At 69.0% G+C, this 23059-nt stretch carries 13 protein-coding genes; 9 read left to right on the top strand and 4 right to left on the bottom strand.

Going from position 1 to position 23059, the window contains the following annotated elements; translation table 11 throughout:
• Together tssA and purL are read right to left on the bottom strand one after the other, a co-directional pair.
• The coding region (gene tssA / locus B551_RS04180; protein ID WP_023263532.1) for a type VI secretion system protein TssA at positions 1–788 on the bottom strand (788 nt) is incomplete at its 3' end.
• Between the two features lie 146 nt (positions 789–934).
• Entirely contained in the window at positions 935–4981 is a 4047-nt protein-coding gene (purL, locus tag B551_RS04185) for a phosphoribosylformylglycinamidine synthase (protein ID WP_006578285.1), read from the bottom strand.
• Positions 4982–5322: 341 nt separating this feature from the next.
• Between purL and B551_RS04190 the strand changes: the two genes are divergently transcribed.
• Positions 5323–7839 carry an alkaline phosphatase gene (locus tag B551_RS04190; RefSeq protein ID WP_023263533.1) on the top strand — a complete coding sequence of 839 codons (2517 nt, stop codon included), beginning with the start codon at positions 5323–5325 and terminating at the stop codon, positions 7837–7839.
• A gap of 165 nt (positions 7840–8004) precedes the next feature.
• Here B551_RS04190 and B551_RS04195 read toward each other — a convergent pair whose 3' ends face one another.
• Positions 8005–11670, bottom strand: a complete 3666-nt coding sequence (locus B551_RS04195; protein ID WP_023263534.1) for a hydantoinase B/oxoprolinase family protein — start codon at positions 11668–11670, stop codon at positions 8005–8007.
• A gap of 126 nt (positions 11671–11796) precedes the next feature.
• The gene (locus B551_RS04200) at positions 11797–12420 is read right to left on the bottom strand and encodes a winged helix DNA-binding protein (RefSeq protein ID WP_006578849.1); all 624 of its coding nucleotides are present in this window, start codon (positions 12418–12420) and stop codon (positions 11797–11799) included.
• Between the two features lie 325 nt (positions 12421–12745).
• Here B551_RS04200 and B551_RS04205 point away from each other — a divergent pair, with 325 nt between their 5' ends.
• The 8 genes from B551_RS04205 (at position 12746) to pgi (ending at position 23041) form a co-directional block, all read left to right on the top strand.
• Positions 12746–14116 carry an amidase gene (locus tag B551_RS04205; RefSeq protein WP_023263535.1) on the top strand — a complete coding sequence of 457 codons (1371 nt, stop codon included), beginning with the start codon at positions 12746–12748 and terminating at the stop codon, positions 14114–14116.
• A 165-nt stretch (positions 14117–14281) separates the two neighbouring features.
• Entirely contained in the window at positions 14282–15271 is a 990-nt protein-coding gene (locus B551_RS04210) for a TRAP transporter substrate-binding protein (protein ID WP_043437308.1), read from the top strand.
• Positions 15272–15452: 181 nt separating this feature from the next.
• Positions 15453–15965 (top strand): TRAP transporter small permease, encoded by a 513-nt coding sequence (locus B551_RS04215; RefSeq protein ID WP_006579482.1) that lies wholly within the window; start codon positions 15453–15455, stop codon positions 15963–15965.
• 81 nt (positions 15966–16046) lie between these two features.
• Complete coding sequence (locus B551_RS04220) at positions 16047–17345, top strand: TRAP transporter large permease (protein ID WP_006579483.1); 1299 nt, start codon at positions 16047–16049, stop codon at positions 17343–17345.
• A gap of 6 nt (positions 17346–17351) precedes the next feature.
• Positions 17352–18626 (top strand): D-amino acid dehydrogenase, encoded by a 1275-nt coding sequence (locus tag B551_RS04225; protein WP_006579484.1) that lies wholly within the window; start codon positions 17352–17354, stop codon positions 18624–18626.
• Between the two features lie 33 nt (positions 18627–18659).
• Entirely contained in the window at positions 18660–20303 is a 1644-nt protein-coding gene (locus tag B551_RS04230) for a bifunctional ADP-dependent NAD(P)H-hydrate dehydratase/NAD(P)H-hydrate epimerase (protein ID WP_023263537.1), read from the top strand.
• The gene (locus tag B551_RS04235) at positions 20300–21244 is read left to right on the top strand and encodes a DMT family transporter (protein ID WP_023263538.1); all 945 of its coding nucleotides are present in this window, start codon (positions 20300–20302) and stop codon (positions 21242–21244) included. Before B551_RS04230 ends, B551_RS04235 begins: the two co-directional genes overlap by 4 nt.
• A 135-nt stretch (positions 21245–21379) precedes the next feature.
• Positions 21380–23041, top strand: coding sequence for a glucose-6-phosphate isomerase (gene pgi, locus B551_RS04240; protein WP_023263539.1), 1662 nt, complete (start codon positions 21380–21382; stop codon positions 23039–23041).
• Positions 23042–23059: the final 18 nt, after the last annotated feature.

The following is a 23059-nucleotide window of genomic DNA, read 5'->3' on the forward strand; positions in this document are numbered from 1 at the left end:
TGCGCGTCGCCGGCGACAGTGGCCGGTGCGGCGGGCTTGCCGACAAAACGCTCGACCAGCGCCCGCACCGCTTCCAGCGCCTCGCGCGCCTGCCGGAAGCTCGGCGCATGCTCGCCGGCCTTGGCGTCCAGCACATCGCTGAGCCTTGCCAGCGCCTGCTGGCATGACACCACGTCCTGCAGCAGCCCCACATGGAATTCGGCCGGCGTCGCCTTGCGCGCGGCCTCGAACGCCTCCTGCGTGACCTTGCCCTCGGACAGTTCGTCGGCATGGTCCGGATCGCGGCGGATCGCCTCGGTCAGCGCGGTCGCGACCTCCCAGTCGACATAGCCATAGCCGCCGGCGGCCTCATCGACCAGCGCAATCTCGCGGATCAGCTGGCGCGAGCGCGTCGCCAGCCAGGCCACGCTGCCGGTGCGGTACTCAAGGTCTTCCTCGTCGGCACGCGGGTGCAGCCCGCTCCAGAACGACTCGCACAGCTGCGCGGTCACCGTATAGCCATCGCGCAAACCCGCAAACCCTCTGGTCTTGGCCAGCGCCTCGGTCAGCCACACCGCCAGCCGCAGATCCTTGGTCCGCTCGGACAGCAGCCGCGTCGACAGGTCGACCACCTGGCGCCAGTCCGCCTCCTTCAACTCGGTCACCCACTCGCCTTGATCCAGCGAAGGATCGTCGAAACGGCGCGCCTCCTGAATGCGGTCGAATTCGGCCGAGAACAACAGATCCTCGCCGCAAGGGTCGTCGCCCGAAACAGGTTGCAGCAAACGGTCGAAGGAAAGAGTCGCCATGTCAGCCCGCAGGAAATGGAATGGCGGGTAGTTTAGCGCCTGCCGCTTCGCCGGCCAAACATGGGGCCAGACAAAGCAAAAAGGCCCGCATCGTGCGGGCCTTCTTGCTTCAAACCAACCTCAACCGAGATCGGTACCGGAACGCCTTACCCCACCCACTTGCGGGCATTGCGGAACATGCGCATCCACGGGCTGGCGCCGTCGGGGATCTGCTTCCAGGCGTCCGGGGCCCAGCTCATCGTGGCGGCGCGGAACACGCGCTCCGGATGGGGCATCAGCACGGTGAAGCGGCCGTCGACCGTGGTCACCGAGGTGATGCCGTCCGGCGAGCCGTTCGGGTTCAGCGGATAGGCCTGCGTCACCGCGCCGCGGTTGTCGACGAAGCGCAGCGATACGTCGACCTTGCCCTTGTCGCCCTGCTGCGAGAAGTCGGCATAGCCCTCGCCGTGCGCGACGACGATCGGGATGCGGCTGCCTTCCATGCCGGCGAAGAAGATCGATGGCGACTGCTGGACCTCGACCGTAACGAAGCGGGCTTCGTACTGCTCGCTTTGGTTGCGGGTGAACTTCGGCCACGCGCCAGCGCCCGGGATGATCGGCGCCAGATTGCTCATCATCTGGCACCCGTTGCAGACGCCCAGCGCGAAGGTATCGGTGCGGTTGAAGAAGGCCGCGAACTGCTCGGCCATCGCGCCGTTGAACAGGATGGTCTTGGCCCAGCCTTCGCCGGCGCCCAGAACGTCGCCGTAGCTGAAGCCGCCGCACGCGACGAAGCCGACAAAGTCGTCCAGCTTCGCGCGGCCCGCGATCAGGTCGCTCATATGGACGTCGTAGGTGTCGAAGCCTGCGCGGTCCATGCTGTAGGCCATCTCGATCTGCGAGTTGACGCCCTGCTCGCGCAGGATCGCGACACGCGGCCGGGCGCCGCTGGCGATGAACGGCGCGGCAATGTCCTCGGCCGGATCGAAGGTCAGGCTCGGCGTGATGCCGGGATCGGCGGCGTCGAGCAGCAGTTCATATTCGCTGTCGGCGCAGGCCGGGTTGTCGCGCAGCCGGGCAATGCGCCAGCTGACCTCGCTCCAGACACGTTGCAGCTCGGCGCGCGGCGCGCCGAACACCTTCTTCGCGTCGCGGTAGATCTCGATCTGGTCGCTGCCATTGGGCTTGCCGACCACATGGCTGCAGGCGGACAGGCCGGCCTCGCGCAGCGCGGCGAACACGGCGTCGCGGTCTTCCAGCTTGACCTGGATCACCGCGCCCAGCTCCTCGGAGAACAGCGCACGCAGCGTCTGGTCGTTGCGGCGCTCGGCGATCTGCTGGGCCCAGTTCTTGGCGTCGCCGTAGTCCTGTTCCTGCGTCGGATCGAGCGTCAGCATGTCGACGTTCAGCGACAGGCCGCAATGGCCGGCAAACGCCATCTCGGCCAGCGTCGCCATCAGCCCGCCGTCCGAACGGTCGTGATAGGCCAGCAGCTTGCCCTCGCGGTTCAGCCGCTGGATCGCATTGAAGAAGTTGCGCAGATCGGCGGCGTCGTCGACATCGGGAACGCTGTCGCCGACCTGTTGCGTGACCTGCGCCAGGATGCTGCCGCCCAGGCGGTTCTTGCCGCGGCCCAGGTCGATCGCGATCAGCACCGAATCGCCCAGATCGGTGCGCAGCTGCGGCGTCAGCGTGCGGTCGACGTCGTCGACCGCGGCGAACGCCGAGATGATCAGCGACACCGGCGCGACCACTTCCTTGGCCACGCCCGCATCGTCCCACTTGGTGCGCATCGACAGCGAATCCTTGCCGACCGGAATGCTGATGCCCAGTGCCGGGCACAGCTCCATGCCGACCGCACGCACCGTGTCATACAGCTTCGCATCCTCGCCCTCGACGCCGCAGGCGGCCATCCAGTTGGCCGACAGCTTGACCTTGCCGAGGTCCTTGACCGGCGCGGCGGCCAGATTGGTCAGCGCCTCGCCGATCGCCATGCGGCCCGATGCGGGCGCGTCGATCACGGCCAGCGGCGTGCGCTCGCCCATCGTCATCGCCTCGCCGGCCTTGCCCTGATAGTCAAGCGTGGTGACCGCGACGTCCGCCACCGGCACCTGCCACGGGCCGACCATCTGGTCGCGTGCGTTCATGCCGCCGACGCTGCGGTCGCCGATCGTGATCAGGAAGGACTTGCTGGCGACGGTCGGATGGCGCAGCACGTCGCGCACCGCCTGATCCAGCGCGATGCCGGTGACATCCACCGCCGGCAGCGATTGCTCGACCCGCTTGACGTCGCGATGCATGCGCGGCGGCTTGCCGAGCAGCACGTCCATCGGCATGTCGACCGCGTAGTGTTCCTTCAGCGCCTGGTCGACGCTGGCATCGACCAGCTGCAGCTGCTTTTCCTCGGTCGCCACGCCCACCACCGCGAACGGCGAGCGCTCGCGCTCGCACATCGCAGCGAAGCGCGGGAAGCTGTCCGGCGCGATCGCCAGCACATAGCGCTCCTGCGATTCGTTGCACCAGATCTCGGCCGGCGACAGGCCGGACTCTTCCAGATGGATCTGGCGCAGCTCGAAGCGCGCGCCGCGGCCGGCGCCGTCGACCACTTCGGGGAAGGCATTGGACAGGCCTCCCGCACCGACGTCGTGAATCGACAGGATCGGGTTCTCGTCGCCAAGCTGCCAGCAGGCATTGATCACTTCTTGCGCGCGCCGCTCCATTTCCGGGTTGCCGCGCTGGACCGAATCGAAATCGAGGTCGGCCGTATTGGCGCCGGTCGCCATCGAGCTGGCCGCGCCGCCGCCCATGCCGATGCGCATGCCGGGGCCGCCCAGCTGGATCAGCAGCGAACCGGCCGGCAGCGGCTCCTTGTGCGTATGCGAGGCGTCGATATTGCCGATGCCGCCGGCGATCATGATCGGCTTGTGATAGCCGCGCACGGTGCCGCCGACGTTCTGCTCGTAGACACGGAAATAGCCGCCCAGGTTGGCGCGGCCGAACTCGTTGTTGAAAGCGGCGCCGCCGAGCGGGCCTTCGATCATGATCTGCAGCGGCGAGGCGATGCGCTCCGGCTTGCCGGTCACCGCGGGACGCTCGTCGGGATTGCGGAAGGCGAGCGGCTGGGCGGCGTCGCGCGCGTTCTCCCAGGGCTCGACCGCGTCGGGCAGCATCAGGTTGGACACCGTGAAACCGGTCAGGCCGGCCTTCGGCTTGGCGCCGCGGCCGGTCGCGCCCTCGTCGCGGATTTCGCCGCCGGCGCCGGTCGATGCCCCGGGGAACGGCGAGATCGCGGTCGGGTGGTTATGCGTCTCGACCTTCATCAGCGTATGGGTCAGCGCCTGATGGCGGCCATACTGATGCGCGTCGCCGCGCGGGAACCAGCGTTCGGCGACATCGCCTTCCATCACCGCCGAGTTGTCCGAATACGCGACGATCGAACCCTGCGGGTTCAGCTGGTGCGTATTGCGGATCATCGCGAACAGCGACTTGTCCTGTTCCTCGCCGTCGATCGTCCACGTGGCGTTGAAAATCTTGTGGCGGCAGTGCTCGCTGTTGGCCTGCGCGAACATCATCAGCTCGACGTCGGTCGGATTGCGGCCCAGGTTCGCGTAGGCATCGACCAGATAGTCGATCTCGTCGTCGGACAGCGCCAGGCCCATCGCGACGTTGGCCTCGGCCAGCGCGGCGCGGCCGCCCGCCAGGTCGATGAAGCGCAGCGGCTTGGCCGGCAGTTCCTCGAACAGCCCGGCCGCGGCGTCCCGCGTGGCGACCACGGTCTCGGTCATCCGGTCGAACAGCAGCGCGGCGACGGCATCGCGCGTCAGCGGATCCAGCGTCTTGCGCCCGCGCAGCAGGCCCTTCTTGCAGATCACCGTGAATTCGATGCCGCGCTCGATCCGGTGCACATGCGACAGGCCGCAGTTGTGCGCGATATCGGTGGCCTTGCTGGCCCACGGCGAAATCGTGCCAAAACGCGGGATCACGACGAAGCGGTCGCCCTCGGCCTGCTCGGCGAACGGCGCGCCATAGGTCAGCAGCGCGCGGATACGGTCGGTATCGCCCTTGTCCAGCGGCTGGTCGGTGTCGACGAAGTGCAGGAACTGGCCGTGCACCGACTCGATGTCGGCGTCGATCTGTTGCAGGGCGGTGAGCAGGCGTTGCTGGCGGAAGGCCGACAGGGCCAATGCGCCGGGGAAGCACGAGAAATGCGCCATGATCTGAGCGGTCGGAGGGCGATGGAGGGTAAGACGGCGGCCGGGCCGCTGGCGCGGGGGTGGCGCCAGCCGGGACAGTCCGGCGAAAACCGCTATTGTACCTTGCCGGGCGGTAATCCTTGCGGCGCAGCATCCGCCCGATTTCAGCCCCCGGCGGCCGCCGATCCAGCACCGACCAGCCACCGGGCCGCCCCCCGGGGTGCGCCCTGCGCATCACGCCGCTGTCACAACGCCCTGCTCCAATCCCCTTTTGACGGCCGCTGCGGCTCGTCCACGGCCGTTCACGGCTTTTTTCCCTTCGGGACGCGCTCCCGAGCCACTCCCAACGAGAACGACAAGACATGGACAGAAGGCGATTTCTGAAGCTGGGCGGCTTCATCACGGTGTCGGTGGCCACGGCGGGCGGGCTGGCGGCATGCGGGGGCGACGACCACGCCGACGGCAACCCGGATGGCGGGACGCCGGCCGCGCCACCGGCCACCGGCACGAACTGGAAATTCCCGCAGAGCGTGGCGTCGGGCGATCCGAGGCCGGACGGCATCCTGCTGTGGACCCGCGTCGTGCCGGCGAACGTCGACGATGCCGCGGCGGCCAGCCTCGACGCCAGCTTTGCGATCCGGCTGCGCGTGACGGCCGCCGACAATGCCGGCGCGCTCGGCACTACCACGGCGCTGGCCGGCGCCGCGGTCGTCGATGCCGCGATCCCGGTGTCCGGCGCCTACGACTGCACGGTGCGCCACAAGATCACCGGCCTGGATGCCGGACGCACCTACTACTACCAGTTCACTGCCGGCGAGGTCCGCTCGCGCGTCGGACGCTTCCGCACCGCCCCTGCCGCGGATGCCGACGTGTCGCAGCTGCGCCTCGGTTTCCTCAGCTGCCAGGACTGGAGCATCAACCACTGGGGCACGTTCGAAGCGCTGGCGGCCGAGGAGCTCGATTTCGTCGTCCATCTGGGGGACTACATCTACGAGACCGTCGGCGAGGACTTCCAGACCGGCGCGGTCGAAAGCCTGCACACCGCCCTCGTGCTACCGGACGGCACCTTCAAGAACGGCAGCAGCGGCGCCAAGTACGCGACCACGCTGAACGACTACCGCTACCTGTACAAGCGCTACCGCAGCGACCCGCGCCTGCAGGCGGTGCACGAGCGCTTCGCCATGGTCGCCACCTGGGACGACCACGAGTTCAGCGACGACTGCTGGGGCGACGCCGAGACCTACAACGCGGCGGGCAACGGCGTCAAGCAGCACCAGCCCGCCCGCCGGCGCGCCGCGAGCCGCGCCTGGTTCGAATTCATGCCGGCCGACATCGTGTTCGACGAGACGCAGGACGGCATCCATGCGATCCGCATCTACCGCGAGTTGCGCTTCGGCAAGCTGGCCCATCTGGTGATGACCGACGAGCGGCTGTACCGCACCGACCACGTGCTGCCCGAGTCGGCGATCAACCCCGCCACCGGCGCGCCGCTGGGTAGCATCGGCGCCCGCTACATGGTGCCGGCGGCGGCGCTGGCCGCCGCCGAGGCGGCCAAGATGGCCGCCGCTGGATCCGCCGACCCGCTGGCGCTGACGTCGATCCTCGGCAATGAACAGCGCAACTGGTGGCGCGACACGATGGCACGCTCGCCGGCAATCTGGAAGCTGTGGGGCAACGAGGTCTCGCTGCTGCGCATGGGCATCGACGGCTGCAACGCCATTGCGACGCTGGTCGCGCTGCAGGCCGTCGGCACGCTGTCGGCCAGCATCCGGGGCGCGCTGGCCTCGACCGGCGGCAATGCGCCGGTCGCCGCGGCGGTGGTCGCCGCCGTCACGGCCGGCGCCTCTCAGGCCAGCGCAGCGACAGCAGCGCAGGCAATTGCGATGGCCGACGCCACCGCAGGCGACAAGACCGCGGCCGCCATCGGCGCCGGACTGACCGCAGCGCAGGCCGGCATCGCAGTGCTGGCCTTCGAGCAGGCCAAGGCCGCTGCCGCCGGCGGCGTGGCGGCGCAGATCGGCGCGGCCTCACAGGCGATCGCGTTCGGCTACGTGAAGCCGGACGTGCTGGCCAATCGCGAAAAGTCGGCTTTTATCCCAGCGGCGCAGAAGACGGCGCTGGCGGCCTTCTTCCAGCGCTTCCTGCTGAACGCCGACCAGTGGGACGGCTTCAACGCCGAGCGCAAGGCCCTGATGCGGCATCTGGCGGACAACGGCATCCGCAATGTGGTGGCGCTGACCGGCGACATTCATGCGTTCTACGCTGGCACCGTGCACGACGATTACGACGCCGAGGGCGGCGGCACGCCGGTGATGGTCGACCTGGTCACGGCCGGCATCAGCTCGGACTCGTTCTTCTCGTATCTGAAGTCGGCGGTCGGCGCGCTGTCGGAGAGCCTGTCGACGCTGGTCTACCGCACGCTGTCGCTGCCCGTTCCCGCGGTGGGCAGCGAGCCGGTGTCGGTCGACGTCAACCTGCTGGACCATACGCTGGCGCCGTCGACGGTCACCGCCGCCACCGTTGCCGAATCGCTGCGGATCTCACTGCGCGGCGCGCTGGCGGCACGGGGCGTGGCCGAGGGACAGCTCGATGCGACCACCGATGCGGTGCTGGCCGCGCTGCAGGCCGATGCGGGCTTCGTGCAGCAGGTCGTGCCGCTTTGCCAGCAGCTGGCGGCACTGCGCAGCAATCCGTGGCTGCAGTACGCCAATACCGACGCGCAGGGCTATGCGGTGGTGACCGTCACGCCGGCCGCGCTGACCTGCGAGTTCAGGCACGTCAACCGGCTGGTCGGCGGCAGGGCGCCGGCCGCGGTGGTGGCGCGGACGGTGAAGGCGACGGTGCCGCGGGATACGGCGGCGGTATCGATCGAGCGGTAGCGATACGCTGGCCGCTCTTGCCCTCTCCCCCGGCCCCTCTCCCGCCCGCGGGAGAGGGGAGAAAATCGGCGGACCGATAGACTTACGTCACAACGCACACGACGCTCCCCTCTCCCGCTTGCGGGAGAGGGGCTGGGGGAGAGGGCAACCGCCGGCCCTCCCCGCCTACACCGCCCCAAATCCCCCACCCCCGGGCGTCTCGATCACGAACACATCCCCGGCGCCCATCTCGGTCCGCGCCACATGCGGCAGCGTCTCCTCGCTGCCGTCGGCGCGGATCACGCGGTTGCGGCCCGTCGCGCCCGGCTCGCCGCCCGCCATGCCGAACGGCGCATGGACACGGTTGTTCGACAGGATCGACGCCGTCATCGGCTCGAGGAAACGTACCTTGCGCACGCCGCCATTACCGCCGTGCCAGCGCCCCGCACCGCCCGATCCATGCCGGATCTCGTAGCTGTCCAGCCGTACCGGGAAGCGCCATTCCAGCACCTCGGGATCGGTGAGGCGCGAGTTGGTCATATGCGTCTGCACCACGTCGCAGCCGTCGAAGCCGTTGCCGGCGCCGCTGCCGCCCGAGATCGTCTCGTAATACTGGTAGCGCGCGTTGCCGAAGGTGAAATTGTTCATCGTGCCCTGGCTGGCCGCGACCACGCCCAGAGCGCCATACAGCGCGTTGGTGATGCACGACGACGTCTCGACATTGCCCGACACCACCGAGGCCGGATAGCGCGGATTGAGCATCGAGCCCTCGGGAATCACCACATGCAGCGGCTTCAGGCAACCCGCGTTCAGCGGGATGTCCTGGTCGACCAGCGTGCGGAACACGTACAGCACCGCGGCCATGCAGACCGCGCGGGGCGCGTTGAAGTTGTTCGGCAGCTGGTCCGAGGTACCGGTGAAATCGACGGTCGCTTCCCTGCGCTGCCGATCGACGGTCACGCGCACACGGATCTGCGCGCCATTGTCGAGCGGATAGGTATAGCCGCCGTCCTTCAGCGCCGTGATCACGCGCCGCACCGCTTCCTCGGCGTTGTCCTGCACATGACCCATATAGGCGCGCACCACCGGCAGGCCGAAGTGCGCGACCATCTTGCGCAGTTCCTCGACGCCCTTCGCGTTGGCCGCGACCTGTGCGCGCAGATCGGCCATGTTCTGGTCGACGTTGCGGGCCGGATAGCGCGCGCCGGCCAGCAGCGCCCGCATGCCGGCGTCGTCAAGCACGCCGCCATCGACCAGCAGGAAGTTGTCGATCAGCACGCCCTCCTCCTCGACCACCGTCGAGTCCGGCGGCATCGAGCCCGGCGTGATGCCGCCGATATCGGCGTGGTGGCCGCGCGAGCCGACGTAGAACAGCACCTCGCGGCCGTCGGCATCGAACACCGGCGTGATCACCGTCACGTCCGGCAGATGCGTGCCGCCGTTGTACGGGTCGTTCAGCACGTAGACATCGCCGTCCTTCATCCGCCCGGCATTGCGCGCGATCACGGTCTTGATGCTTTCGCCCATCGAACCCAGATGCACCGGCATATGCGGCGCGTTGGCGATCAGGTTGCCCTCGGCGTCGAAGATCGCGCAGGAGAAGTCCAGCCGCTCCTTGATGTTGACCGAGTAGGCGGTGTTCTGCAGCCGCAGTCCCATCTGCTCGGCGATCGACATGAACAGGTTGTTGAAGACCTCGAGCATCACCGGATCGGCCTCGGTGCCGATGGCGCGGCGCTGGGGCCGCGGCACCGCGCGCGTCAGCACCAGATGGTCCTGCCCCGTCAACAGCGCCTGCCAACCGGGTTCGACCACGGTGGTGGCGTTCTGCTCGGCAATGATGGCCGGACCGGCGAGCCGGTCGCCCGGGCGCAGCGTATCGCGGCGGTAGAGGCCGGTGTCGTGCCAGGCGCCGCCGCTGAACATGCGCACCGTCTCCACCGGCTGCGGGGGGCCTTCGCGCGGCGCCAGTTCGGGCGGCCGCTCCTGCGGCGCCTGCGCGACGCCGACCGCCTCGACCGAGACCGCCTCGACGATCAGCCCCTTGTCCGGCATCAGGAAAGCATAGCGCTGCCGGTAGGCGGCCTCGAAGCCCGCCCGCATCGCGCCGGCGTCGCCGAACGGCACCACCAGCGCAGAATCGGTGCCCTCGTAGCGCAGATGGACGCGCCGCAGCACCTCGACGCGGCCAGCGTCCTCGCCCTGCTCCAGCAGCTCGTCGCGCGCCTGCTGCGCGAGCGCGTCGAGCCGCTGCGCCAGCATCGGCACCGCGGCCTCGTCCAGCTTCGCTTCGATCGAAAGCTCGCGCATCGCCGTGCGGTCGGCCAGGCCCATGCCGTAGGCCGACAGCACGCCGGCCAGCGGATGGACGAACACGGTCTGCATGCCGAGCGCATCGGCCACCAGGCAGGCATGCTGGCCGCCGGCGCCGCCGAAGGTCGTCAGCGTGTAGCCGGTCACGTCGTGGCCGCGCTGCACCGAGATCTGCTTGATCGCGTTGGCCATGTTGCCGACCGCGATCTCGATGAAGCCCTCGGCGACCTGCTCGGGCGTGCGCCGGTCGCCGGTATGCTCGGCGATCTGCGCCGCCAGGTCCTCGAAGCGCGCGACCACGGCATCGCGATCGAGCGGCGCGTCGGCGCGGGGGCCGAACACCGCCGGGAAATGCGCCGGCTGGATCTTGCCCAGCATCACGTTGCAGTCGGTCACCGCCAGCGGGCCGCCGCGCCGATAGCTGGCCGGCCCTGGATTCGCGCCCGCCGAATCGGGGCCGACCCGATAGCGGCTGCCGTCGAAATGCAGCACCGAACCGCCGCCCGCCGCCACCGTATGGATGCTCATCATCGGCGCGCGCATGCGCACCCCGGCCACGCTCGTCTCGAACACGCGCTCGAAGTCATTCGGGTGCTTGCCGCTGAAGTGCGACACGTCCGTGGAAGTGCCGCCCATGTCGAAGCCGATGATGCGACCGAAGCCGGCGCGCTGCGACGCGCGCACCATGCCGACGATGCCGCCAGCCGGTCCCGACAGGATCGCGTCCTTGCCCTGGAAGCGATGCGCGTCGGTCAGGCCGCCGCTGCTTTGCATGAACTGCAGGTTCACGCCCGGCATCTCGTGCTCGATCTGCTCGACATAGCGGCGCAGGATCGGCGACAGATAGGCGTCGACCACCGTGGTGTCGCCGCGTGGCACCAGCTTCATCAGCGGCGATACCTCGTGCGACACCGATACCTGCGCGAAGCCCAGTTCGCGCGCGATGCGCGCCGCGCGCGCCTCGTGATCCGAATGGCGATAGCCGTGCATCAGCACGATCGCCACGGCGCGAATACCGTCGGCCAGCACGCGCGTCATCTGTTCGCGCAGCGCGGTCTCGTCCAGCGGCCGCACCACGTCGCCATGCGCGCCGATCCGCTCGTCGACCTCCACCACCTCGCGGTACAGCAGCTCGGGCAACACGATATTCAGGTCGAACAGCCGCGGCCGGTTCTGGTAGGCGATCCGCAGCGCGTCGCGATAACCGCGCGTGATGAACAGCGCGGTCGGCTCGCCCTTGCGCTCGAGCAGCGCGTTGGTGGCCACCGTGGTGCCCATCTTCACCGCGGACACCAGGCGCGGCGTGATCGGCTCGCCGGCGGCCAGGCCAAGCAGATGGCGGATGCCGGCGACCGCCGCATCGGCGTATTGCTCGGGGTTCTCCGACAGCAGCTTGTGCGTGACCACGGTGCCGTCCGGACGCAGCCCGACGATATCGGTGAAGGTGCCGCCGCGATCGATCCAGAACTGCCAGCGCGGGTCGGTCGAAGGCGTTGGCGATGCGGCTTGCGATGCGGCTTGCGATGCGAAAGAAGACACGCTGAACTACCTCGCGATAGGGATGGTTGTCTGTCGTCCTCCGCGCAGGCGGGGACCCAGTGGCTCGCGTGCTGCTGCAAGACGCTGGCCCCCCCGCTTTCGCGTAGGCGATGTGATGGGGGCGCGCTACAGCGACGTCGCCGAGCGCGCCGCCTGCTCGTACAGTCCGGTCAGCACCCGCAGCAGCCGTGCCAGTTCGCCGATCTCGGCGTTCTCCGCGCTGCCCGGGGTCATATTGCTGGTCAGGCATTGCTCGCGGATTTCGCGATAGCGCGCGCACGCCTCGGTGCCTGCCGCGGTGGTGCTGTAGGTCGCCTCCTTGCCCACGCGCACGCCGGCGACCAGGCTCATGCCCTGCAGCTTCTTCAGCGAGTAGGTCACCAGATGGGTGTCCTCGACGTTCAGCACGAAGCAGATGTCGGCGAGCCGCTTGGCGCGCCCACGGTGGTTGACGTGATGGAGCACCAGCACGTCGAGGAAGGTCAGGTCGCGTACGCCGGCCGCGCCCATGCAGCGCACGACCCAGCGGCTATAGGCGTTGTAGGCGGTGTTCAGGCCGAACTCGAATTCCGACAGTTCGGGACTGCGCGAGGACACCAGATGGGCGGACGACACGATACCGGCGCTGCTCGGACGAACAACCGCTTCGGCAGCCGCGGCATCGGCCGATGCGATATCGGCGGAAACCAGGTCGGCAGCGGCAACATCGGGAGACGCAACCTCGTCGCGGCGGCTCGGCTTTCGGGCCATGGACAGCACTCCTGCAGAAGGACAGCGGAGAACGAACGATCAGGCACGCCGTGTAGGGATTTCCCGGGGGCCGCGGCAGTAATTTCAGCTTGACAGTTTATCGACAAATTATGAGCATGAGTACCCGGTAACGATGGGGATTGCGCGGCACTGAAACGGCCGCCTCCGACTCGATTCGCGCACGAATTCTGGGCATCCGGCGGGCCGCGCACTGCTGCGGGGCAAGCGGCAACGAGTACGGCCCCATCCTCCGTTCCTGGCTTCCACGACGCCCGAGCGCACTGCCCGGACACACCATCCGGACACACAACCCGAACCTGTACCGATGACGATGCCTGCCGCGCTGCTCCCCGATATCGACACGCTGAACCGCCTGGCCCGCGATGGCCGACTGTCGCGCGCGGTGCTGTTGCAGCAGGCCGAGGCCCGGGCGAAGGAGCCGTCGGCGCACGCGGTATTCCTGCAGACCAGCTTCGATACCGCAGCCAGCGCGGCGCAGGCCGCCGATGCCGCGGCACTGGCCGGCAAGCCGCTGCATCCGCTGGCGGGGCTGCCGGTATCGATCAAGGATCTGTTCGATATCGGCGGCGATATCACGCGCGCCGCCTCGACGGTGCATGCCGATGCCGCGCCGGCGCTCGATGACGCGCCCGTGGTGGCGCGGCTGCGAGCGGTGGGCGCCGCGCTGGTCGGCCGAACCAATATGACCGAGTTCGCCTTCTCCGGCGTCGGCATCAATCCGCACTACGGCACGCCGGTCAATCCGCACGACAGCACGGTGGCGCGCATCTGCGGCGGCTCGTCATCGGGCGCGGCGGCCTCGGTGGCGCTTGGCCTCGCGGTGGCGGCGCTGGGCAGCGATACCGGCGGGTCGATCCGCATCCCGGCTGCGCTGTGCGGCTTGACCGGTTTCAAGCCGACCGCGCGGCGTGTGCCGCTGACGGGCGCGTTTCCGCTGTCGTTCTCGCTCGATACCGCCTGCGCGATGGCGCGCACCGTGGCCGATTGCGTGCTGGTCGACGGCGTGATCGCCGATCAGGCGCTGGTGCCCGTGCGCAAGGCCGCCGGCGCGCTGCGGCTGGCCGTGCCACGCCAGCTGCTGCTCGACGATCTCGACGAGACCGTGTCGCGCGCATTCGATCGCACGTTGGGACGGCTGTCCGCAGCCGGCGTGCAGATCGAACACGTTGACCTGCCCGAACTGCTGGAACTGTCGACGCTGAACGCGCAAGGCGGGCTGACCGCGGCCGAGGCCTATGCGATCCACCGCGGCACGCTGTCGTCGCGGCGCGCGCTGTACGACCCGCGCGTGGCGGCGCGCATCGACCGCGGTGCCGCGATCGGCGCGGCCGACTATGTCGATCTGGTGCGCGCCCGCGCCGCCTGGAGCGAGCGCGTGATGGCGCGGCTCGACGGCTTCGATGCGCTGGCCTGCCCCACCGTGCCGGTGGTGGCGCCACCGATCGCACCGCTGGTCGCCGACGATGCGCTGTTTACGCGCACCAATGCGCTGCTGCTGCGCAATCCTTCGACCATCAACTTCCTCGACGGCTGCGCGATCTCGCTGCCGTGCCACCAGCCGGACGAACTGCCGGTCGGGCTGATGCTGGCGCACGGCCCGATGCGCGACGCGCCGCTGCTGGGCACGGCGCTTGCATTGGAGGCCGTGCTCGACCTCATGCCGCAGCAGGCCTGAGCCGGCGCGCGGGACGGGGCCAACGACGCGCGACAACCTAGTGGACGACCCAGTGGACGAGCCACCGCTGGCGGCGCAAGATCCACGGACGCGTGCGCACCAGGATGCGCCACCACGCGCGGTCACGCGCAACGACGCGGTACTGACACAACCAGGAGAGAAATGATGCAGCGCAAGGGATTGCTCAAGTCGATGTCTGCGTGCGGGCTGCTCGCCTGCGCCTTCGCGATGGCGCCGCTGGCGCAGGCCCAGGTCAAATGGGATCTGCCGACCGGCTATCCGGCCAACAACCCGCACACGGTCAACCTCGACCAGTTCGCCAAGGAGGTCAGCGCGGCCACGCAGGGCAAGCTGGCCATCACGCTGCATCCGAACGGTTCGCTGTTCAAGGCCAACGAGATCAAGCGCGCGGTGCAGAGCAACCAGGCCCAGGCCGGCGAGGTGCTGATGTCGCTGCTGGAAAACGAGAATGCGCTGTTCGGCGTCGACGCCGTGCCCTTCCTCGCCACCGGCTTCGATGCGTCGTACAAGCTGTGGCAGGCGCAGCGGCCCGTGATCGACCGCCTGCTGGACCGCCAGGGCATCAAGCTGCTGTACGCGGTCGCCTGGCCGCCGCAGGGCATCTACGCGAAGAAGGAAATCCGCTCGGGCGCCGACATGAAGGGCCTGAAGTGGCGCGCCTACAATCCGGCGACCACGCGCATCGCGCAGGCGGTCGGCGCGCAGCCGATGACGATCCAGGCCGCCGAGCTGTCGCAGGCGCTGGCCACCGGCGTGGTCGACAGCTTCATGTCCTCGGGCGCTACCGGCGTCGACAGCAAGGTCTGGGAAAGCCTGTCGCACTTCCACACGGTCGATGCCTGGCTGCCGAAGAACATGGTGATCGTCAACAAGCGCGAGTTCGACAAGCTCGACAAGCCGTCGCAGGAGGCGCTGATCAAGGCCGCTCAGGCCGCCGAGACGCGCGGCTGGCAGCGGATGCGCGAATACACGCAGCAATCGCTGGACACGCTGGCCAAGAACAAGATGACCATCGTCAAGCCCACGCCGCAACTGCAGGCCGACATGAAGAAGATCGGCGACGAACTGCTGGCCGAATGGGAAAAGAAGGCCGGGCCCGACGGCAAGGAAATCATCTCGGCGTATCGCAAGTAAGGCGAACGTTTCCGCGATGCCGGCCCCGGCTTGCTCCACCACTTCGTCGCCCCCGCGCAGGCGGGGGCCCAGTGTCTTGGTGCAAGCCGCTGGGTCCCCGCTTTCGCGGGGACGACGTGCTGCTGGAGTCCGACATCCGGCCGCGGCCTTCGCCTTCTCCTCCTAGCCTCCCGGACGCACCATGACTTCCCGCTTCCAGTGGTTCTACCAGGCGCTCGGCGCGCTGGCGGCCGTCTTCATCTGCCTGACGCTGCTGATCGAACTGGCCATCATCGTCGGGCGCTTCGCCCATTTCCAGATCGATGGCGGCGATGCCTACGCCGGCTATTTCATGGCGGCCGGGTCGTTCCTCGCGCTGGCCGCGACGCTGCGCCAGGGCGACCATATCCGCGTGACGCTGGTCCTGCAGCGCCTGCACGGCAAGCCGCGCGTCTGGGTGGAGATCTTCTGTCTGGCGGTGGCCACGCTGCTGACCGCGTACTTCACCTACTACGCGGGCAAGCTCGCGTACGACTCGTACATCTATCACGACATCTCGCAGAACACTGACGCCACGCCGCTGTGGATTCCGCAGCTGTCGATGGCGGTGGGCCTGTTCGGACTGTTCGTCGCCTTCGCCGAGGAATTCGTCTACGTGCTGCGCACGCGCCGTCTGCCGCGCGAGGAAAGCGGCGAAATGGCGCGCACCGAATGACGCCGCGTACCGACACGTAGCCTCCGTATCGCACCAGCCGGCCATCTCGACTGAACGGCATCCCCACAGGAACGCAACAACATGGATCTCTGGATCACCCTCTTCCTGATCGTCGCGATCTTCGCCGTGCTCGGCGCCGGCGTCTGGATCGGCATCGCGATTCTCGGCGTCGGATGGATAGCGATGGAGCTGTTCACCAACAAGGTCGGCGGCGAATCGATGGCGCTGACGGTCTGGGGCTCGCTGTCAAGCTGGACGCTGACGGCGCTGCCCCTGTTCATCTGGATGGGCGAGATCCTGCTCAAGACCAAACTGTCCGAAGGCATGTTCCGGGGGCTGTCACCGTGGCTGCAGCGCCTGCCGGGCCGGCTGCTGCATGTCAACGTGATCGGCTGCACGATCTTCGCCGCGGTGTCGGGCTCGAGCGCCGCCACCTGCGCGACGATCGGCAAGATTTCGCTGCCCGAACTGGCCAAGCGCGGCTATCCCGATTCGATGGCGATCGGCTCGCTGGCCGGCGCCGGCACGCTGGGGCTGCTGATTCCGCCGTCGATCATCATGATCGTCTATGGCGTCACCGCGGACGTGTCGATCGGCAAGCTGTTCATCGCCGGCGTGTTGCCGGGCCTGCTGCTGGCGCTGCTGTTCATGGGCTATGTCGCGGTCTGGGGCTGGCGCCATCGCGACGCGATCCCGGTGCCCGAGCATCGGCTGGACCTGCACGCCAAGCTGGCCGAGTCCCGCCATCTGATTCCGGTGGTGCTGCTGATCGGCGCGGTGCTGGGCTCGATCTACGCGGGCGTCGCCACCGCGACCGAGGCGGCGGCGCTCGGCGTGGTCGGTGCGCTGGTGCTCGCGCTGGCGCAGCGCACGCTGACCTGGCAGACCTTCCGCGATTCGCTGATGTCCGCCACGCGGCTGTACTGCATGATCGCGCTGATCCTGGCGGGCTCGTCGTTCCTGACGCTGGCGATGGGCTTCATCGGCCTGCCGCGCCACCTGGCCGAATGGATCGTCGGCCTGAACCTGACGCCGTTCCTGCTGATCGTCGCGCTGATGGTGTTCTTCATCATCCTCGGCTGCTTCCTCGACGGCATCTCGATGGTGGTGCTGACGATGTCGGTGCTGCTGCCGACGATCCAGGCGGTCGGCATCGACCTGCTGTGGTTCGGCATCTTTGTCGTGCTGGTGGTCGAGATGGCGCAGATCACGCCGCCGGTCGGCTTCAACCTGTTCGTGCTGCAGGGGATGACCCGGCGCAATATCAGTTATATCGCCTGGGCCGCCTTCCCCTTCTTCGTGCTGATGGTGGTGGCGGTGCTGCTGATCTGGGCCTTCCCCGGCCTGGTGACCTATCTGCCCGCGCAGATGAAGATGTAGATCCCCATGCGCGCCATCGTGATCGGGGCCGGCGTGATCGGCGTGTGCTCGGCCTGGTATCTGCGCGAGGCCGGATTCGAGGTCACCGTGCTGGACCGGCGCGCCTCTCCGGCCCAGGAGACCAGCTTCGGCAACGCCGGCGTCATCGCGCCCGGCTATGTGACACCGTGGGCCGCGCCGGGGATGCCGGCCAAGGTACTGCGCACCCTGTTCGCCAGTACCTCGCCGGTGGTATTCCGGCCGAGCGCCGACCCCGCGATGTGGCGCTGGATCGCGCGCTGGCTCGGCGAATGCCGGCTCGAGCGCTACCGCGTCAACAAGCTGCGCATGCAGCGGCTGGCCTTCTACAGCCGCGCCTGCCTGCACCAGTTGCGCGACCAGCTGCAGATCGACTACGAGCAGTCGCAGGGCTATCTGCAGCTGTTCAGGACCGAGCGCGACCTTCAGATGGCCCAGCCCGCGCTGGCGCTGCTGCGCGAGAACGCCGTGCCCCATCGGCTGGTCGATGCGGCCGAATGCCGCCGGCTCGAGCCTGGGCTGGCTCCGGACACCGCGCTGGCCGGCGGGCTGCATCTGCCCGAGGACGAATCGGGCAATTGCCCGATGTTCACGCGCCGGCTGCGGCAGTTCGCCGAAGCGGCCGGCGTGCGGTTCCTGATGGACACCACCGTTCAGGGCATCGGCGCGCCTCGCGACGGCATGCTTTCCGTATCGATGCGGCACCAGGGCAGCGAGTCGACACTGCGCGCGCAGCACGTCGTGGTTGCCGCCGGCGTCGCCAGTGCCGCGCTGCTGCGCCCGCTCGGCCTGCGCGTGCCGCTCTATCCGGTCAAGGGCTATTCGGCGACGGTGCCGGTGCGCGATGCCCTGCAGGCGCCGCTGGGCGCGCTGATGGACGAGTCGTACAAGGTCGCGATCACCCGCATGGGCAATCGCATTCGGCTGGCCGGCACCGCCGAGCTCGGCTCGCGCAAGCTGGACCTGCGCCAGGCCGCGGTACGCACCCTGCTGAAGGTCGGCCGCGACTGGTTCCCGGGCGCGGCGAACTACGCCGAGGCGTCGTTGTGGACCGGTGCCCGCCCGATGCTGCCGGACGGCCCGCCGCTGATCGGCGCCACCGCCGTGCCCGGGCTGTTCCTCAATCTCGGCCATGGGTCCACCGGCTGGGCGATGGCCTGCGGCTCCGGCAAGCTGCTTGCGGCCCAGGTGTCCGGCGCGCCGGCCGAGATCGACCTGGAAGGCCTGACGCCGGACCGCTACGGCCTGGGCCCGCGGCGATGAGCCGTTTGCCGGCGGCGCTGCGATAATGCGCCGATGACGCCCTTCTCCTCTCCCGCCGTTGCCGGGACGGCCGCCGAGGCCGCGGACTGGTTGCGCTTCGATCCGGCCAGCGCCACGTCCATTCCGCTGTTCGACAGCGCCGCGATCCGCCGGCTCGAACAGGCGGCGTACGCCACCCTGTCGCCGTTCACGCTGATGGCCCGTGCCGGGGCTGCCGCTGCCGCCTGGCTGAGCGCCCATGCACCGGCCGGCCCGCTGCTGTTGCTGGCGGGCCCCGGCAATAACGGCGGCGACGCGCTGGTCGCGGCGACGCACCTGCATCAGGCCGGCCGCGAGGTACAGGCATGGCTGCTGGCCGATCCCGCGCGCCTGCCCGCCGACGCCGCACGCGCGTGGCAGGACGCGAACGATGCCGGCGTGCCGCTGCAGGTGCTGGTGCCCGATGCCGCCTCGCCGCAAACCGCGCCGCCGTGGCCTTCGTCGGCGCCGCGTTTTGCCGCGGTGGTCGACGGCCTGCTCGGTATCGGCCTGAACCGTCCCGCCAGCGGCGTGCTGGCCGAATGGATCGCGCGGCTGTGCGCACTGGCCGACGACGGGGTGCCGGTGTTCGCGCTCGACGTGCCGAGCGGCCTGTCGGCCGATACCGGCGCCGGTACGCCCGCGGTGCGCGCGACCCGGACGTTGACCTTCATCGCCGCGAAGCCGGGCCTGCTGACGTTGGACGGCCGCGACTGTGCCGGCGAACTCGATATCGCGCCGCTCGGCCTCGACTATCCGCCGCAGGATGCAGCGGCGGCCTGGGCCGCGTGGACCAATACGCCTGCCCGCTTCGCCGCGGCGCTGCCCGGCCGGCGGCATGCCAGCCACAAGGGCAGCTTCGGCACGCTTGCGGTGATCGGCGGCAGCATCGGCATGGTCGGCGCGCCTCTGCTGGGTGCGCGGGCCGCGTTGCATCTGGGCGCCGGGCGCGTGCATATCGGCTTTCTGGCCGACCCCGCGCCGCCATTCGATCCGGTGCATCCCGAGCTGATGCTGCATCCGGTCGACCGGCTGCAGTTGCAACAGATGTCGGCGCTGGTGGCGGGCCCCGGCATGGGAACCGGCGAGGACGCGCGCCGATGGCTCGAGACGGTGCTGCGTTCGGGTACGCCGGCCGTGCTCGATGCCGATGCGCTGAACCTGCTGGCCGCAGACGCGGCGTTGGCCGCGCTGGCGAAGGCCGGCGCCGCACCGCGCGTGCTGACGCCGCATCCGCTCGAAGCGGCACGGTTGATGGGCTGCACCGTGGCGGAAATCCAGCGCGATCGACTCGGCGCGGCGCGCGCGCTGGCCAAGCAGTGGCAAGCGGTGGTTGTGCTGAAGGGCTCGGGTACCGTGATCGCCCGGCGAGACGGGAACGCGGTCGCCATCAATCCCACTGGCAATGCGGGCCTGGCCACCGCCGGCACCGGCGACGTGCTGGCCGGCATGATCGGCGCGCTGCTGGCGCAGGGCATGGCTGCCGAGCCTGCGGCGCTGGCCGGGGTCTGGCTGCATGGCCGCGCCGCCGATCGCCTGGTGGCCGGCGGCGAAGGTCCGGCCGGGCTGACCGCCGGCGAATTGCCCCGCGCCGCGCGGCACGAACTCAATGCGTTGAACGCGATGAAGGTGCCTAGCATGCCGGGCCCGCGGCGATGAGCGGCGCGATCCCGGTACAGAGCGCAGCGCCGAGCCGCCGGCAGCTGTTGACCGGCATCGCGTTGCTGGTGCTCGGCCAATGGATCCTGACGCTGCTCGACGCCACCGGCAAGACGCTGACCCAGCAGGGCCTGCCGATCATGGCGGTGGCCTGGGTCCGTTACGTGGGCCATGTGGTCGCCATCTTTCTGCTGCTCGGTCCCGCGCGCTTCCGGGCCCAGGCCCGCACCGGCCAGCCGAGGCTGCAATGGATGCGCGGCGCCCTGATGCTGGCGTCGACGCTGGTGTTCTTTTCGGTGCTGAAGCTGATGCCGTTGGCGACCGCCACCGCGCTGAACTTCTGCGCGCCGCTGTTCGTGGTCGCGCTGTCGCCATGGCTGCTCGGCGAACGGCCGGGGCGCAACGCCCGCCTGATGCGCTGGAGCGGCGTGCTGATCGGCTTTGCCGGCATGCTGGTGGTGGTGCGCCCCGGCGGCGAGCTGACGCCGGGCGGCGTGGCGCTGGGTCTCACCTCGGCACTGCTGTTCGCGCTGCTGCAAATGCTGACGCGACGCATGGCGGCCCACGACGCGCCGATGACCACGCTGATCTGGAGCGGCATCACCGGCGCCGCGCTGACGACGCTGCTGGTGCCCTTCTTCTGGTTCACCGCGATGCCGACGCCGCTGCAATGCGCGCTGCTGCTGTCCGCCGGCATCACCGGGTCGCTCGGGCACTACTTCGTGATCCGTGCGTTCCAGTACGCGGACGCCTCGTTCCTCAGTCCCTTCCTCTATCTGCAGATCATCTCGGCGACCACGGTCGGCTTCCTCGCCTTCGGCCAGTTGCCGGACTGGACCACGGCGCTGGGGATTGCGGTGATCTGCGCCGGCGGCCTGTGGGTCGCGGGCGGCGAATCGGCATTGCGGCTGGTGGCCCGCAGCCTCGGCGGAACGCGCTGATTGCGGCGTTGTCTGACAGTTTTCGCCGAATGTGCACGCTATACTCGGCACGTTCCGCGTCTTCTGCGCTCGTACTATCCGGTCGTACTACCCGGTCGTACTATCCGCTCGACCCTTTTCCGCCCGTATTTCGCAATGCCCACTGACCTTCCCGCCTGGCCACGTCTGCAGCAGCACTACCAAGCGATCCGCGACCAGCGGATGCGCGACTGGTTTGCCGCGCCCGACGCCGGCGAGCGGGTCGACCGGTTCTCGCTGGAAGCGGCCGGCCTGTTCCTGGACTATTCGAAAAACCGCATCGTGCCGGAGACGATGGACCTGCTGGTCCAGCTCGCCGAAGAGGCCAAGGTACCCGCGCGGCGCGATGCCATGTTCGCTGGCACACATATCAATGCGACCGAGGACCGCGCCGCGCTGCATATGGCGCTGCGTGCCGCACCGGACGCGCCGTTCCAGGTCGACGGCAAGCCGGTGATGCCGGCCGTGCACGATGTGCTCTCGCGCATGCGGGACTTCTCGCAGCGCGTGCGCAGCGGCGAATGGAAGGGCCATGGCGGCAAGACCATCACCGACGTGGTCAACCTTGGCATCGGCGGCTCGGACCTCGGGCCGCGCATGGTGTGCCGGGCGCTGGCGCACCTTGCGGGCGATGGCCGTGGTGACAGCAGCGGTAGCGCGGCTTCTGGCCCGCGCGTGCATTTCGTGTCCAACGTCGACGGCACCGAACTGGCCGAGACGCTGGCGCGGCTCGATCCCGAACGCACGCTGGTGATCGTCTGCTCGAAGACCTTCACCACGCTGGAGACGATGGCGAACGCCAACAGCACGCGCCAATGGTTTATCGCGCGCGGCGTGCCGGAGAGCGGACTGGCGCGCCATTTCGTCGCGGTGTCGACCAACCTGGAAGCGGTGCGCGCCTTCGGCATCGATCCGGCCAATATGTTCGAGTTCTGGGACTGGATCGGCGGACGCTTCTCGCTGTGGTCCTCGGTCGGGCTGTCGATCACGCTGGCGCTCGGCTTCGAAGCCTTCGCGGAACTGCTGGCCGGCGGCCGCGAGATGGACGAGCACTTCCGCAGCGCACCGCTCGCGCGCAACATGCCGGTGATCCTTGGCCTGCTGGGGGTCTGGTACCGCAATGTGTTCGGCCTGCCGACCAGCTGCATGGCGCCCTACTCGACCTCGCTGGAACTGTTTCCCGCCTTCCTGCAGCAGCTGGAAATGGAGAGCAACGGCAAGTCGGTGCAGCGCGATGGCCAGCCGGTGCGCGTGGACACCTCGCCGGTGGTCTGGGGAACGGCCGGCACCAATGGCCAGCACGCGTATTTCCAGCTGATCCACCAGGGCTCGCAGATCGTGCCGGTCGATTTCGTTGCACCGCTGTCCGCGCCGCGCACGCTGCCGGGCCATCATGCCAAGCTGCTGGCCAACTGCTTCGCGCAGGCCGAGGCGCTGATGCGCGGGCGGACCGAGGAAGAACTGCGCGCGGCCGGCATCGTCGAGCCCGACCGTATCGCGCATATGCGCTTCGAGGGCAATCGGCCCAGCAATATGCTGCTGATCGACGGCATCACGCCGCGCGCGCTGGGCGCGCTGATCGCGCTGTACGAGCACCGCACCTTCGTGATGGGCGCGATCTGGAATATCAATTCGTTCGACCAGTGGGGTGTCGAACTGGGCAAGCTGCTGGCGCGGCCGATCGAGGCCGAGCTGAACGGACGCGCCGAGGGGCCGCACGATCCGTCCACCAGCGCGCTGATCGCGCGCGCGCGAGGCGCGCTGGCCCGGGGAGGCTGAGGGCCTGCCCTTGCCCTC

Source organism: Cupriavidus sp. HPC(L) (genome assembly GCF_000307735.3).
Classification (GTDB): Bacteria; Pseudomonadota; Gammaproteobacteria; order Burkholderiales; family Burkholderiaceae; genus Cupriavidus.